14 protein-coding genes and 1 pseudogene are annotated in these 14,211 nt (G+C 46.4%); 9 read left to right on the top strand and 6 right to left on the bottom strand.

The window, feature by feature from the left end:
* Positions 1-2: 2 nt before the first annotated feature.
* The 5 genes from F7Y48_RS10610 to F7Y48_RS10590 all read left to right on the top strand — a co-directional run bounded on the left by F7Y48_RS10610 (position 3) and on the right by F7Y48_RS10590 (position 5,192).
* The gene (locus tag F7Y48_RS10610) at positions 3-1,070 is read left to right on the top strand and encodes a branched-chain amino acid ABC transporter permease (protein ID WP_258508520.1); all 1,068 of its coding nucleotides are present in this window, start codon (positions 3-5) and stop codon (positions 1,068-1,070) included.
* Positions 1,071-1,115: 45 nt separating this feature from the next.
* A complete protein-coding gene (locus F7Y48_RS10605; protein ID WP_006741059.1) occupies positions 1,116-2,360 on the top strand; it encodes an ABC transporter substrate-binding protein in 1,245 nt (414 codons plus the stop codon).
* Between the two features lie 68 nt (positions 2,361-2,428).
* A complete protein-coding gene (locus tag F7Y48_RS10600; RefSeq protein WP_258508519.1) occupies positions 2,429-3,250 on the top strand; it encodes an ABC transporter ATP-binding protein in 822 nt (273 codons plus the stop codon).
* Positions 3,251-3,259: 9 nt separating this feature from the next.
* Positions 3,260-4,462: a phenylacetate--CoA ligase family protein gene (locus F7Y48_RS10595; RefSeq protein WP_258508518.1), complete on the top strand. Its 1,203-nt coding sequence runs from the start codon at positions 3,260-3,262 to the stop codon at positions 4,460-4,462.
* 124 nt (positions 4,463-4,586) lie between these two features.
* Entirely contained in the window at positions 4,587-5,192 is a 606-nt protein-coding gene (locus F7Y48_RS10590; RefSeq protein WP_258508517.1) for a TPMT family class I SAM-dependent methyltransferase, read from the top strand.
* Here the strand turns inward: F7Y48_RS10590 and F7Y48_RS10585 are convergent.
* The 3 genes and pseudogenes from F7Y48_RS10585 to F7Y48_RS10575 all read right to left on the bottom strand — a co-directional run.
* Positions 5,143-5,661, bottom strand: a complete 519-nt coding sequence (locus F7Y48_RS10585; RefSeq protein WP_258508516.1) for a hypothetical protein — start codon at positions 5,659-5,661, stop codon at positions 5,143-5,145. The genes F7Y48_RS10590 and F7Y48_RS10585 overlap by 50 nt on opposite strands.
* Positions 5,662-5,778: 117 nt before the next feature.
* On the bottom strand, positions 5,779-6,453 hold the full coding sequence (locus tag F7Y48_RS10580; protein ID WP_258508515.1) for a c-type cytochrome: 675 nt from the start codon (positions 6,451-6,453) through the stop codon (positions 5,779-5,781).
* 19 nt (positions 6,454-6,472) lie between these two features.
* Positions 6,473-6,697, bottom strand: a pseudogene (locus F7Y48_RS10575) (molybdopterin containing oxidoreductase); the annotation flags it as partial.
* Between F7Y48_RS10575 and F7Y48_RS10570 the strand changes: the two are divergent.
* The gene (locus tag F7Y48_RS10570; protein WP_258508513.1) at positions 6,682-6,972 is read left to right on the top strand and encodes a TPMT family class I SAM-dependent methyltransferase; all 291 of its coding nucleotides are present in this window, start codon (positions 6,682-6,684) and stop codon (positions 6,970-6,972) included. The pseudogene F7Y48_RS10575 and the gene F7Y48_RS10570 overlap by 16 nt on opposite strands.
* A gap of 150 nt (positions 6,973-7,122) precedes the next feature.
* Positions 7,123-9,036 (top strand): BCCT family transporter, encoded by a 1,914-nt coding sequence (locus tag F7Y48_RS10565; RefSeq protein WP_065645851.1) that lies wholly within the window; start codon positions 7,123-7,125, stop codon positions 9,034-9,036.
* A gap of 90 nt (positions 9,037-9,126) precedes the next feature.
* On the opposite strand, the gene F7Y48_RS10560 is transcribed toward F7Y48_RS10565, so the two are convergent.
* Genes F7Y48_RS10560 through budA form a run of 3 tightly spaced genes read right to left on the bottom strand, consistent with a single transcriptional unit; the run spans position 9,127 to position 12,400 of the window.
* A complete protein-coding gene (locus tag F7Y48_RS10560; protein WP_069549253.1) occupies positions 9,127-9,885 on the bottom strand; it encodes an SDR family NAD(P)-dependent oxidoreductase in 759 nt (252 codons plus the stop codon).
* The gene (gene alsS, locus F7Y48_RS10555; RefSeq protein WP_047008215.1) at positions 9,882-11,585 is read right to left on the bottom strand and encodes an acetolactate synthase AlsS; all 1,704 of its coding nucleotides are present in this window, start codon (positions 11,583-11,585) and stop codon (positions 9,882-9,884) included. The genes F7Y48_RS10560 and alsS overlap by 4 nt, the downstream gene beginning before the upstream one ends.
* Positions 11,586-11,614: 29 nt before the next feature.
* Positions 11,615-12,400 (bottom strand): acetolactate decarboxylase, encoded by a 786-nt coding sequence (gene budA / locus F7Y48_RS10550; RefSeq protein WP_005373273.1) that lies wholly within the window; start codon positions 12,398-12,400, stop codon positions 11,615-11,617.
* A 97-nt stretch (positions 12,401-12,497) separates the two neighbouring features.
* Between budA and F7Y48_RS10545 the strand changes: the two genes are divergently transcribed.
* A complete protein-coding gene (locus tag F7Y48_RS10545; RefSeq protein ID WP_258508512.1) occupies positions 12,498-13,379 on the top strand; it encodes a LysR family transcriptional regulator in 882 nt (293 codons plus the stop codon).
* A 129-nt stretch (positions 13,380-13,508) separates the two neighbouring features.
* On the top strand, positions 13,509-14,210 hold the full coding sequence (gene hxpB, locus F7Y48_RS10540) for a hexitol phosphatase HxpB (protein WP_316683906.1): 702 nt from the start codon (positions 13,509-13,511) through the stop codon (positions 14,208-14,210).
* Position 14,211: the final 1 nt, after the last annotated feature.

The following is a 14,211-nucleotide window of genomic DNA, read 5'->3' as shown; positions in this document are numbered from 1 at the left end:
ACATGGCTCAACTTAGCATGCGCCCATGTGGGGATTTTCGAACCACATACAAAAGCGATACGCCAATTTTTGAAACCAAAACCATTAGAAGCCTAGCGATTGCAAGTGTGATCGCCATGTTGGCTGCGCCTTTGGTATTGGATATCTATTTTCTTAACCTGTTTATTCAGATTGCGTATCTCGGTATCGCGGCGCTGGGCTTAAACATTCTGGTTGGTTTTACCGGACAAATTTCCCTAGGTCATGGCGCGTTCTTTGGCTTTGGTGCCTTTGCATCGGCTTGGCTGAATAACCAGTTCAATATTCCAGTCGTGTTTGCGATTCCGCTTGCGGGTTACTTAACCATGATTGTGGGGATGCTGTTTGGTCTGCCGGCTGCGCGAATTAAAGGCTTATATCTCGCGATTGCGACTTTGGCTGCGCAGTTTATTTTAGAGGACTTCTTTGCTCGCGCAGACTGGTTCAGTGGCGGCTCATATGGTGCTGGTGCAAACCCTATCAATCTGTTTGGCTTTGAGTTTACGACCGATGAAAGCTTCTTCTACATTGCTCTGTTTGCGTTGATCTTTATGTACATGTGGGCATCGAACTTGATCCGTTCTCGTGATGGTCGCGCGTTTGTCTCGGTACGAGATCACTACCTGTCGGCAGAAATCATGGGTATCAACCTAACCAAGTATCGTCTGCTCTCATTTGGAGTGTGCGCATTCTATGCGGGCATCGGGGGCGCACTCTACGGACATTATCTAGGTTTTGTATCAGCAGAAGGTTTCACCATCATGATGTCTATCCAGTTCTTGGCAATGATCATCATTGGTGGTTTGGGTTCAGTCAAAGGCACACTGATGGGTACGATATTTATCGTATTGCTGCCTGAAGTTTTGGAGTTTGGCGTGACGGGGCTGGCTGCGTTTAGCAATAACACTTCGTTCGTTGATGGGCTTGCTTACTTCAAAGAAATGGCGATCGGCTTGGTCATCATGCTGTTCCTGATTTTCGAACCTCAAGGGTTATCGCATCGCTGGCAACAGATTCGAGCATATTGGAAACACTATCCGTTCTCATATTAACGTGGAATTAAGTGGAATATACCTCAATAACAAGGACAACGAGTTATGAACAAAGGACATTTAGCGACAACGTTGGTGCTATCTTCGGCACTGTTTACTACCGCAACTTGGGCAAAAGATTCTGTGTTTGTCGGGCAATTGGTCGACTTTTCTGGGCCAACAGCCTATGTGAGCAAGCCCTATGGTTCTGGCGTACGAGACGCATTGCGTTGGATCAACCAAAACGGTGGCATTAACGGTACTGAGCTCGAATTTGAAACGGTAGACATGGCGTATAAAGTGCCAGTAGCCATTTCCAACTACAAACGTTGGGTGGCGCGTAAAGACATGGTTGCGCTACAAGGTTGGGGCACGGCAGATACCGAAGCACTCATCTCGTTTGTGACCAAAGACAAAGTGCCAGTGTTCTCTGCCTCTTATTCAGGTCACTTAACGGACCCAACCGGCAAGAACCCAAAAACCGCGAAACCAGCGCCTTATAACTTCTTCTATGGTGCGTCGTACTCAGATGCGTGTCGTGCACTAGTGAAGTGGGCGAAAGAAGATTGGGAATCAAAGGGCAACCAAGGTGCGCCGAAATTTACCCACATTGGCGATAACCACCCATTCCCGAATGCGCCAAAAGAAGCGTGTGCAGAATATGCTGAAGAGCTTGGTTTTGAGGTGCAAAACCCAGTCGTTGTGTCACTAAAACCAGGGGACTTCAAAGCACAATGTCTGTCACTCAAAGAGTCTGGCACTAACTACGGTTACATTGCCAATATCGGTAGCTCGGTAATCTCACTCGTGAAGTCTTGTAATACGGTTGGTACAGAGTTCCAGTACATGGCGAACATTTGGGGCGGTGACAAACCAGTACTTGAAGCGGCGGGCGATGGCCTTAAAGATTACGTTTTTCCTGGCATGACGGCGTTTTGGGGAGACGATAACGAAGGCATGAAACTGGTTCGTGAGATTTCTAAGCAGTCTGAATCAGAGCCGGGCGAGTTTAGAACTCACCACTACATTCGCGGCATTTGTTCTGCGTTCTACATGAAAGAAGCGATGGAGTGGGCGAAAGACAACGGTGGCATAACGGGTGAAAACATCAAGAAGGGCATGTATGTCCATGACAACTGGGTCCCACAAGGCTTAGAAGGTGTTTGTGTACCTGCGAACTGGAAGCCGGAAGATCACCGTGGCACAACAACCGTGAACGTGTTTATGGGTAACAACAACGGCGGCGCAGTCGATATTAAGAAAGTGTCACAAGTGACATTGTCACGTCGTGACGATTGGCTAGGTTACTAACAACAAAACAAGAACAGGTGAGGGGATGCGATATACATCATCCCTTCTCCTGAACAAGGAGTGGCTTGATGAGTGAATTAGCAAGGGATATAGAACCAGCGGAGATTTTACTCTCGGTAAACAACATCGAAGTGGTCTACGACGAAGTTATTTTGGTTCTGCGTGGCGTGAGCCTTGAAGTACCTAAAGGTCAAATCGTGACGCTGTTAGGCGCGAACGGGGCAGGTAAATCGACCACACTAAAAGCCATTTCGGGTTTGTTAAAAACCGAAGATGGTGAAGTGACCCGTGGGGAAATTAACTTCATGGGCGAGCGCATAGACAACAAAAGCCCGGAAGAGATCGTCCGTTCGGGTATCTTCCAAGTGATGGAAGGGCGCCGAATTGTTGAAGATATGACGGTGATAGAGAACCTGCGCTTGGGGGCTTATACACGTACGGACAACGAAGTCGAGCAAGACATCGAAATGGTGTTTGATTATTTCCCTCGCCTTAAAGAGCGCACCGGTCTAGCGGGTTATTTGTCAGGTGGTGAGCAGCAAATGCTAGCGATTGGTCGAGCACTGATGGCTCGCCCGAAAATGATCTTGTTGGATGAGCCGTCGATGGGGCTTTCGCCGCTGTTGGTGAAGGAGGTGTTCAGCATTATTAACAAGATTAATAAAGATCAAGGCATTACCATGCTTTTGGTTGAGCAGAATGCCAACTTTGCCCTTCAAGCGGCCGATTACGGTTACATCATGGAATCAGGCAAAATCGTACTGGATGGCAGCAAGCACGAACTGCTAAACAATGAAGATGTGAAAGAGTTCTACCTTGGCGGCGGCGATGAAGATCGCAAGAGCTTCAAGAATCTGAAATCTTACAAACGTCGTAAGCGTTGGTTATAAGGAGCAAGGATGAACGAACTATTTGATGCGAAAGAATCGTTGTCTCCGCAGGCACGAGAAGAATCGCTGTTTCAACGTCTGCCGACACTGATTGAAAATGCAAAAGCCAACAGCGAACATTATGCGGCGCATTTTGCTGAGTTAGAGCCTACGTTGGCAAATAATCGTGAAGGGCTTACCCAGTTTCCGGTTACGCGCAAATTCAATATGCCAAACCAACAGCAACTTAAACCGCCGTTTGGTGGTTTAAATAGTGTTGCGATTGGTCAGATGGCGCGCGTATTCCAATCACCGGGGCCGTTGTATGAGGCACAAACGGATGAGATGGATTTCTGGCGTATGGGGCGCGCGTTTCACGCGGCTGGATTTAGTGCGGGCGATTTAGTGCATAACACGCTCTCTTATCATTTCTCGCCTGGTGGATTTATTATGGATGGTGGCGCAAGAGCTTGTGGCTGCGCGGTATTTCCGGCGGGTGTCGGGAATACCGAAGCACAAATTGAAGCGATTAAACAGCTGCAGCCAACGGGTTATACGGGCACGCCTTCTTACTTGCTGACGTTGCTACAAAAGTACCAAGAACAATACGATGAGTCGCCGAGTTTTACCAAAGCGCTGGTCTCTGGTGAAGCGGTCACCGCAGACATGCAACAGATGTTTGAGGACAAAGGCATTGCAGTCTCTCAAGCCTACGCAAGTGCAGAGCTTGGTTTGATTGCTTATCAAGTGTCTGGCGAGCAAGGCTTGGTGATTGCCGAAGATATCATCGTGGAAATCGTTAATCCTGATGGCATTCCTGTACAACCGGGAGAAGTCGGCGAAGTGGTCGTGACATCGCTCGATGAGAAGTTTCCGCTGATTCGCTACGCAACGGGAGATTTATCGGCATACCTAGAAACGGGCTCGGATTCGCCACGCACGAATGCGCGAATTAAAGGCTGGATGGGGCGTGCGGACTCAGCGGTGAAAGTGAAAGGCCTGTTTGTTTATCCGCATCAGATCCAAGAAGTCTGTCGTCGCCACGATATTAAAGGCTCCTTGAAAATTGAGCGTGATGGCTTCAACGATACCATTACTTTCTGCTGCAATGATGTCCATGTCTCGGCAGAGGACATTCAAGCGACACTCCAGTCTGTTACCAAACTGAAAGGCAATATCCAGTTCGTGTCCAATCAGACCGAACAGCCGTTAATCAATGACTTGCGCAGTTAATCCGTCATTGTAAACCGCAGTTATAAAAAGCTAACAACGTAAAAATCAAAGGCTAGGAGAGGGGATACCACATTGTGCTGCGTATCCCTTTCTTTTTGTGCCAGTACAATCAGGAGGGCGATAAATGAAGCAGGCACCGACCATCAATCAACAGTTTTGGGATAATTTGTTTACCCAAGGCACTATGCCATGGGATGCCAAAACTACACCTCAAGAGCTAAAAGCTTACCTAGAAAAAGCGCTTAATAGCGGTCAGTCTGTATTTATCCCTGGCTGTGGCGCTGCTTATGAACTCAGCTCTTTTATTCAATATGGGCATGACGTGATCGCGATGGATTACAGTGAACAAGCGGTGAAAATGGCGCAATCGACATTAGGTAAGCACAAAGATAAAGTCGTGCTGGGGGATGTATTTAACGCTGACTCTACGCACGCATTTGATGTGATTTACGAGCGTGCCTTTCTTGCTGCACTACCGAGAGACCAGTGGCCAGATTACTTTGCTATGGTGGATAAATTGCTGCCAAGAGGCGGTTTGTTAATTGGTTATTTCGTTATAGATGATGATTACCACTCTCGCTTCCCTCCATTTTGTTTGCGAAGTGGGGAGTTGGCGCAATATTTTGAACCAACGTTTACACTTATTGAATCTTCAACCGTTACAAATAGTGTGGATGTATTTAAAGGTAAGGAGTATTGGATGGTGTGGCAGAAGTGTTATCGCTTTTAATCTTTTTGAAGAAGTATTCGCGGAAACTTTCTGGCTCTTTTTTAATCGCTGAAAAGTAAGTCACAAATGTATGATATTTGGTCGATGCCATGAGCCAGAGAGCGATAATAGGAAAAAGTACAAAACTAACAAAAAAAAGTTTATGTTCATCTTCAAGAAGGAATAGGCCAAGAGCGTAAACAAGGAACTGAAAGTAAATATTGATTAAGTTGATTTTTGCCGCTTTAGGTTTGCCTCTAACAATCATCATGTTTGGGATAACAAGCAGTAGAGTCATGATCCCAGCAAAAGAAAAGTTTAGAGCCAAGAAAGCATCAGTTGTTAAGTGCTCAGACGACTGGTCAATCAATATTGCCAGCAACGTTACTGCCATGCCGCCTCCCATCATAATCAAGGTAATGACTGCCACGCCAACAAGAAAAACCCAAATAGAAAGGTAATGGTTGTCAAAAAACTCTTCTGCCTTCAATCTCTTAAACCTCATCGATACGTACTGTGAAATAACAGAGGTTACTTCACTCTATTTCTGTAGAGGGGATGCTCACATAGAAAGAATACGTATGTAAAATATCAATAAGCGTTAGTTTTAAAGGCGGGAGTTACCCCCATAATAGGTCGAAAGGTATTTCAGAATGGCTTCGCGATCATCACCCGGCAGTTCATCCATCCCTTGCTCTTCAATCATCCAGTCTAAGGTTTCATCCCATCGTTGGCGGCTTAGTCCTTGTTGTGTGACCATGTGTAACGAATGACAGGCTGAGCAGACTGCCGCGACGAGCTCCATATTCTCTCCCGGCCTTAATATCCCATCACCTGGCGATTTAACCTCCATTTCAGATGAAGTAGTATTCCAATCTGGTGGCGTAGGGTTTTTGGTCGCTAGCCATGCAATGATCGCGGCTCGAGCACCCGGGTCTTTTACGCCGGCAAAGACCATGTTTGTGCCCGGAGCAAACCCCGATGGTGACGCCAAAAAAGCATCCAGTTTTTCTGCGTCCCATTGACCTTGATGCTGTTTGATGGCTTCGCTGTAATTGAAGCTTGCAAAGCTGGCAATATCACGCTCTGCTAACCCCCAAAGAGGTGGCCCCACAACACTTACTCCATTGGGTTCAAACTGGTGACAAGCTTTACACACCATCGCTTGCTGTTCGCCTGCGGCTATTAACTCGTCATTGTTTGCTAAGGCAGAGCAACTTAACAGCGCGAGAAAAGTAAACGAGAGCGGGAAACCCCGCTCATTTAAGAATGTTGCTTTCACTGTTATTCCCCCTTCATGTTTAACCCTTAACAATCAGCGCGATGCGGTGGAAGGTGTTGTTGAGGTAACCTTTCGGGTTCCATGCGATAGCAAAAGGTTGGCTCACCTCTTGGTCATCAGTCGCTTTTGCCCAAACTTCGTAGTAGCCCGCTTGGGGGAATGTCACTTTGGCGTTGAACGTCTGTCAAGCGCCGTCATTTGCTGGGGCTGCGAGTTCGGCATCCATCCATGTTGCGCCAAAATCAATCCTTTCTCGCTGCACTACCGAGAGACCAGTGGCCAGATTACTTTGCTATGGTGGATAAATTGCTGCCAAGAGGCGGTTTGTTAATTGGTTATTTCGTTATAGATGATGATTACCACTCTCGCTTCCCTCCATTTTGTTTGCGAAGTGGGGAGTTGGAGGGTTATCTAGAACCGGCATTTAAGCTTGTGGAATCCTCAGTGGTGGCAAACAGTGTTGAGGTTTTTAAAGGTAGGGAGCACTGGATGGTGTGGCAGAAAAGCTGCCGTATTTAAACGCTATGGCATCAAATAATGAATACAAAATCAGCGTCACATAATGCATATTTTAAAGACAATTATTCTTGTGGTAACGATAAGTGTTGTGAATTGGCGAAGTTGTGAGAAATGTAGATCATGTCCTTTGAAAACATAAGGATATATAATATGGACAAATCATTTTCTCTCATCGATAAGCCTACCTTCTTAGGCTCACTCTTTCTTTTACTCAGCGTCGTTATACCTTTAATTTTATTTCCCACACAAGGTGCGGATTGGATAGCTTCGGCCAAATTTTTCATGACCGATAAGCTTGGTGTGTTATACCTCGCACTGGGTATCGCAGCAATGTGTTTTATGATTTACACGGTGTTCAGCGATCTTGGCCAAATCAAACTTGGTGAAGCCGACGAGCAACCAGAATTTGGTAACGCCTCATGGGCTGCAATGCTATTTTGTGGAGGTATTGGCGCAAGTATTCTGTATTGGGGGTGTATCGAGTGGGCATACTACTATCAATCACCACCATTTCAGTTGGAAGCAGGCAGTGAAGAAGCCATTCGCTGGGCCGCGACTTATGGTCTGTTTCACTGGGGACCGATCGCTTGGTCAATTTACCTTATTCCTGCTCTGCCTATCGCTTACTTCTTTTATGTACGCAAACAACCTGTTTTGAAAATCTCTAGTGCGTTAATGCCTGTATTAGGAGAAAAGCGCGCAAACGGTGGTATTGGCAAGTTTATTGATGTGCTATTTATTTTTGGTATGTTGGGTGGCGCGGCGACTACGCTTGGCTTAGCAGCGCCTCTTATCAACGGTGGTCTACATCATATCTTCGGTCTTCCAAACAATACCTTCAGCCAAGTGGCTGTATTACTTCTCTGTACTGCGATTTTTGGTTACTCCGCGTATGCAGGGCTTGAGAAGGGGATCAAATTCCTTAGTAACATTAACTTCTGGGGTGCGATGGGCTTGTTACTCTTTGTACTCGCCGTTGGGCCAACCGTGTTTATGTTAGAAACAGGCTTAGATTCTATTGGTCGTATGTTGTCTAACTTCTTTGTTATGGCTACCTGGGCGGAGCCGTTTGGTGGTTATGGTGAGTTTACAGATACACACTTCCCGCAAGACTGGACTATTTTCTACTGGGCATGGTGGTTGGTCTTTGCTCCTTGTATGGGATTGTTTGTTGCGCGTATCTCGCGTGGAAGAACGATCAAACAGATGGTCGTAGGTTCTATATTTTACGGTTCTTTAGGTTGTTTCTTATTCTTCATTGTTTTAGGTAACTATGGTTTATCGTTGCAATTGACGGGTGAGCTTGATGTCATCGCAATCCTCAACGAATCGGGCGCACCGGCGGCAATTTTTGAAACGTTAGATACACTGCCGTTAGGGCCAATCGTTATTGGTGTTTTTACACTGTTGTGTATCATTTTTACGGCGACTTCGTTTGACTCTATTTCGTACATTCTTGCGTCAGTGGTTCAAAATGATGTGACGGAAGAACCGATGCGCTGGAACCGTTTGTTCTGGGCGTTTACTTTGTCTTTTCTGCCAACCGTCCTAATGTTCATGGGAGGTTTATCGACATTACAAACCGCTGCGATCGTGGGCGGTTTACCGTTGTTAGTTATCTCGGTGATGTTGATGGTGTCCTTTGTTCGCGCGGCGAGCCTAGATATTAAACATCAAGCAGAATACGAAGAGCCAACCATTAACATTGAAGAACTGCCGGAAATTGACCCTTGGTCAACAGAGGGAATGGCTTTGGCGAAATTTGAGCGCTTTAAAGACTTAGCTCAACAGGCGGCTGAAGAAGAGCGCGAAGCAATGGCGGCCCTGATGAGCATGCGTAAGAGAATTCGCGCATTCGCCTTAGAACACAGCTGTGAATCTGGGTTTTCGGACCATCATTTACCAGAAGAGATGCAAACAGAGCTACAGCAACTAACCGAAGCGCTTGAGTTGGCTCAACAGAAGAAGCAAGAACTGTCTGAACAAGCCCAAGAATCTCGAATGGAGTTTAATCATGTGTTATTAGGCGGCGCGTCGGCAGGTTTAGCAACGTCGCAGGCTTAAGAACAGACACACAAGAGCCGAGTACAAACTCGGCTCTTTTTTTATGTGGATATCTTACAGTTAAAGATTCTGCTCAGTCAGTGTTAATGCTTATACTATTTTAGGTTGACCATCTGATGCGGTGGCACCGCCGTCTACAGGTAGGTTTACGCCATTAATGAAAGATGCGTCATCACTTGCCAAGAAAGTCACGACAGACGCAATTTCTTCAGGTTCGGCTGCTCGGCCGAGCGCAATGCGCTCATTGAATTTATCGCGGATTTCCTGCGGCCAGCCGTTCGTCATGTTGGTTTTTACTAAGCTTGGGCATACTGCGTTAATTCTTACGCCCTCCGCACCATGGTCCAATGCCATCGCTCTAGTAAGGTTGACCACAGCGCCTTTACTCGCGCAATAGAATGCGGCACCCCAGTCACCACCCAAACCAGAAACGGACGCGGTATTCACCATACAACCTTTCGTTTTTAAGAGTTCAGGTAACGCAAACTTCGCGCAATAAACGACGCCGTCAATGTTTACACCAGAGATCTTCTTCCAGTCTTCCACACTACCTTCAATCACTGAACCAGGGACATGTACGCCAGCATTGTTTACTAAAATATCCAGTTTACCGAAACGGGTAACAACATCAGAAATCAGGGCTGCGACTTTATCTGGATCAGAAACATCAATGGAATGCGCAGACACGCGCTGTTTATCAAAGCTCTCAACGGCGTTTGCCAACTGCTCTTCATTCCAATCGGCAAGAGCGACGTTTGCGCCTTCTTCATACAAACGTTTTGCGATGGCCAAACCAATACCATTGGCAGAACCAGTCACGAGTGCGACTTTATTTTTTAATCCTCTCATGCGATTTCTCCTTCGAAACTTACAAAAACGGGATCTTGATTTTTCTCTGTGCGCGGCAACATCAGTTTGTCGTTGTCGCTGTAATCTACGGGGATAGCCACCACTGCTGGTCCTTCAACGTCCATGGCTTTATTCAATGTCGGTAGCAATTCGTGTTGACTAGTCACTGCGAAGCCTTTCGCGCCAAATGATTCGGCGTACGCCTTGAAATCAATTGGTCCAAATTTCACACCAGAGCAGCGCTGATATTTGTTGATCTCTTGCATTTCTACCATGTTGTAGGCGTTATCAACCCACACAATATGGACGATATTGCAGTTCAGTCTAACCGCGGTTTCTAACTCCATGCTCGATTGCATAAAACCGCCGTCTCCCGATATCGATACCACTTTGCTGCCAGGTTTCAGTAGGCTGGCACCAATGGCCCATGGCAGTGCAACGCCCATCGTTTGTTGGCCGTTAGACACCAGCATTTGGCGAGCTCGAAAACAACTTAAGTAACGAGCGATCCAGATGTGGAAGCTCCCCATATCAAGACATAACGTGGTATCTGGTGTGATGATAGATTGCATGGCTTTAATCAGTGCCAGTGGATGAAATCCTTGCTTGTTATAGACATTGGGATAGGTTTTGATCACTTGCCGTTGCAGTGCTACCTCTTCCAGTACTGAAAGTGCCGTTGGGGAAAGGCGAGCATATTCAGAGATGTAGCTGCCCATTTTGTCTAATGACTGCGCAATGTTTCCGACGATTTCAACACAAGGCTGATAATTAAGTTGGTACTCTGCAGGTTCAATATCGAGATGAATCACTGGGTTGCGGTGGCTGTTCCAAAGCTCAGGGTCATACTCTATTGGGCTAAAGCCGATGGTGAGAATTAAATCGGCGTCCCGCAGTAAAACATCGCCAGGTTGGTTATTAAATAAACCGACACGCCCAGCAAAGTGGTGATAGTAATTGATGTCTACCGTGCCGGCGGCCTGGTAAGTGCCGACAACGGGTAGCTGCGTATTTTGAAGAAATCGGGCGATAGCAGCAGCGTTTTGGCTGCGGCTCGCGTGAAGGCCAAGTAAAACCACACAACGCTTTGCTTTGCTGATTCGACTGACCGCTTCTTCGATTGCTGCGATGTCTGCGCAACCAGGCTGTGTGTAAGGCGAGGGGACAATAATGTCCGTTTGGGTTTGCTCGGATAAAACATCTTGAGGGAGACTCAAAAAGCAAGCCCCCGGACGACCTGACTCTGCGATACGAAATGCGTTCGCCATGATCTCGCTTGCGGCGTCCACATGCTGCACTTCAGCACTGAACTTGGTTATAGAGCGAAAAATACTGACGGTATCCATGCTCTGGTGTGTTTGTTTTTGCTGGTCAGTTCGTTTCACAGCACCACCGATAGCAATCAGCGGATCGCCTTCGGAGTTTGCTGTTGCCACCCCTGTAACTAGGTTTCCACAGCCTGGACCTGACGTAACCATTGTGACGCCTGCTTTGCCGGTTAGTCTTCCCATAACGCCCGCCATAAACGCGCCGTTAGCCTCGTGACGTACCGGAATCATTTGGATGTTAGTGTCTTCAATCGCATCGAACAGTCGATCGATTTTTGCACCGGGAATACCGAAAATGTACTTAATGCCGAGAGACTCTAGCTGTTGAGCGATCAACTGAGCTCCATTTTTATTTGAAGGTTTGGATTGCATTTGTTGTCCTTATTATTTGCCTGACTTTGTTACTTTTCCGCCTTTTCTATGGCGGTATTTATATCTTCCGGAGCCAAATTGGCGTTGAGGAAGTCTGTCGATACTGGGGTATCAATCACTAGCCGTGAGACTTTGCCAATCTGGAGAAATCCTGACGAAATGCTGTAATCCTGGATATGACCACCTCCTTGGCGGTCATCGGTAATAAAATGTTCGTGATAGCCGGGTACATTGATGCCAGTCGTATATTTAGGACTGCGAAAGCCGGCGACCACGCCTTGCTTATGCGTGAAGCGGAATGTCGGTTGTTCTTTGACCACTTCAAGCATTGGCCGATAAGGGCGTGTTTGTTTAGGTACGGTGCGAGTACGAACTGAATCGAAAACGCCATCAATGCGCACTGCGCAAAATAGGTTGTCACTTGGAACCATGTCGTCTATGAGGCTATGGACTTCATGACGTGACATGCGCGATGTCAGTGGCAGCTCGATATCAGGCTTAAAAAAAGTCATGACAGCAAAGGGTGTTTTTTGCGCTAGGTCTGCCGGGTTTGCGGAGCCATCCGACTTGAGTTGAAAAACTTCCTTATCAAAAGCAATCAACTCACCATCCAATTCATTGAACGTACCTAAACCAAAATCCCCATGTTTCAGCAGTTCTTCTATGGTTGTTGAGCCTTCGTAAACACCAGCGATCAAAGCACTCATTAACGAAGTCTGATAAATCTCACCATCTCCGGTAACGTGATGGTATTCAGAAAATTCTTTCGCTACTTCAAGCGAACAAGCACATAGAGGGTTATAAAATCCACGCATGAGTAAGACCAGTTATGCAATGAAGAGTATATTTAGATTGACTTCTACACGGTGCTAAATCCAATATAAAAAAGATTTATTTTGATATGGAAAATATATGGAATTTCGCTACCTGAAGTATTTTGTCGCGGTCGCCGAGACTCGTCACTTTACCCGAGCCGCTGAACAGTTAGGGATTGCGCAACCTCCTTTAAGTCAACAAATCAAAAAGTTAGAGCACGAGCTTGGTGTGGACCTATTTAAGCGCTTGTCTAGAGGGGTAGAACTGACCCATGCTGGGCAAGTCTTCTATACGGATGCGGTAAATATTCTTGCTGATGTGGAACGCGCTAAAGCAAAAGCCCGACAGATTGCCCGTGGTGAAAATACGCAGGTTAAAATCGGGTTCGCAACGTCAACATCAACCTGCATTAAGGTATTAGAGAGGGTGGGGCGTATTCAAGAGAATGGGGTTCATTTACAGACGGCGGAACTGTCAATGCCAGAGCTTGCCGCTCAGTTAAAAAGCAAACAACTTGATCTCGCAATCATGCGGCTACCCTGCTACGCCAGTGAGCCTTTTGAGCACAAGGTGTTGTTTAACGACCCGTTTGTCGCGGTGATTCCGGCGGGGCACGAGCTGGCAAAGTATCCCTGTATCCAGATGAAACAGTTGAGAGACCATAAAATTTTACTGTTTCCACGAGAGACTGGACCTGCATTGTTTGATGGCATGAGCACACTTTTTGCCGACGCAGGAGTAAGACTCGAACCACAGTTCGCAGCACCGCAACTTCGTACGACGATTGCCATGGCGCAGGCTGGGTTAGGTATAGCTCTCGTTCCGCGTTCACTGGCTGAACATCTCGATGATTCTGCGACAGTCGCCGAGATTGATGATATCCCTCTCACTAGTCGTGTTGTTGTTGCTTGGGAGGCATCTAATCTCAATAAACAAGCGTTGAAAGTAGCCATGAACATCGGTCATGTTGAGGTTTAAAGATGAGTCATCGAACTGGCTCTGATAACCACAGGCAAATGTGATACTCTCCCTCGTTATATGCAAAGCTATGCTTTGGTTGAATAGACAAATCTTACTCAACGAATAGAACTTACTGAGGATGTACCAATGATATACGCTGCGGTCTTTGATATGGACGGGTTGCTGATTGATTCAGAACCTTTGTGGAAGGAAGCGGAAAAGCAGGTGTTTTCATCAGTTGGCGTCCAGGTGACCGAAGTACTGTCAAAGCAGACTGCAACGATGACGACAGATGAAGTAACAAGGTTTTGGTATGAACGTAATCCTTGGCAAGAAAAGAGCCTAGAAGAAGTAGAGAATGCTGTTGTGGATAAAGTGGAGGCATTAATAATTGAAAAAGGATGCGAATTAGAGGGTGTTACAGAAACACTCAAATTGCTTAAGGAAAAAGGGTTTAAGATAGGGCTGTCTACTAATTCACCTTATCAACTCATTCCCACCATTTTGAACAAACTCGGTATTGCCAGTTACTTTGACGCGATATCATCGTCAGACGATGTAGAACAGGGCAAGCCAGAGCCAGATGTCTACCTTTCAACAATCAATAAACTAGGTGTAGATTCAAGTAACTGTATTGCCTTTGAAGACTCTTATTCGGGTATGCTTGCGGCAACACGAGCAAACATAAAAACAGTCGTGATACCTCAACCTGATAAGTTCTACCAAGAGTTTAATGAAGCCAGTCTAAAGCTGCAAAAGCTATCAGAGTTTAATGAAAGCCATTTGGCGAGTTTAATGGACTTGAGTTTGAGAGCAACAATTGCACCAACACCGTATGAAAGTTTTTAGA

The organism is Vibrio sp. 2-1-2a (genome assembly GCF_032648565.1).
Classification (GTDB): Bacteria; Pseudomonadota; Gammaproteobacteria; order Enterobacterales; family Vibrionaceae; genus Vibrio; species Vibrio diabolicus.
This window is presented reverse-complemented; position numbering and strand designations above follow the sequence as displayed.

What these genes read in the sequence shown, in the direction of transcription:
- F7Y48_RS10610 (WP_258508520.1), top strand. Translation starts at nt 3, where the DNA reads ATGGCTCAACTTAGCATGCGCCCATGTGGGGATTTTCGAACCACATAC.
- F7Y48_RS10570 (WP_258508513.1), top strand. Translation starts at nt 6,682, where the DNA reads ATGTTGCGCCAAAATCAATCCTTTCTCGCTGCACTACCGAGAGACCAG.
- F7Y48_RS10595 (WP_258508518.1), top strand. Translation starts at nt 3,260, where the DNA reads ATGAACGAACTATTTGATGCGAAAGAATCGTTGTCTCCGCAGGCACGA.
- budA (WP_005373273.1), bottom strand. Translation starts at nt 12,400, where the DNA reads ATGCGTGGATTTTATAACCCTCTATGTGCTTGTTCGCTTGAAGTAGCG.
- F7Y48_RS10600 (WP_258508519.1), top strand. Translation starts at nt 2,429, where the DNA reads ATGAGTGAATTAGCAAGGGATATAGAACCAGCGGAGATTTTACTCTCG.
- F7Y48_RS10545 (WP_258508512.1), top strand. Translation starts at nt 12,498, where the DNA reads ATGGAATTTCGCTACCTGAAGTATTTTGTCGCGGTCGCCGAGACTCGT.
- hxpB (WP_316683906.1), top strand. Translation starts at nt 13,509, where the DNA reads ATGATATACGCTGCGGTCTTTGATATGGACGGGTTGCTGATTGATTCA.
- alsS (WP_047008215.1), bottom strand. Translation starts at nt 11,585, where the DNA reads ATGCAATCCAAACCTTCAAATAAAAATGGAGCTCAGTTGATCGCTCAA.
- F7Y48_RS10605 (WP_006741059.1), top strand. Translation starts at nt 1,116, where the DNA reads ATGAACAAAGGACATTTAGCGACAACGTTGGTGCTATCTTCGGCACTG.
- F7Y48_RS10560 (WP_069549253.1), bottom strand. Translation starts at nt 9,885, where the DNA reads ATGAGAGGATTAAAAAATAAAGTCGCACTCGTGACTGGTTCTGCCAAT.
- F7Y48_RS10565 (WP_065645851.1), top strand. Translation starts at nt 7,123, where the DNA reads ATGGACAAATCATTTTCTCTCATCGATAAGCCTACCTTCTTAGGCTCA.
- F7Y48_RS10590 (WP_258508517.1), top strand. Translation starts at nt 4,587, where the DNA reads ATGAAGCAGGCACCGACCATCAATCAACAGTTTTGGGATAATTTGTTT.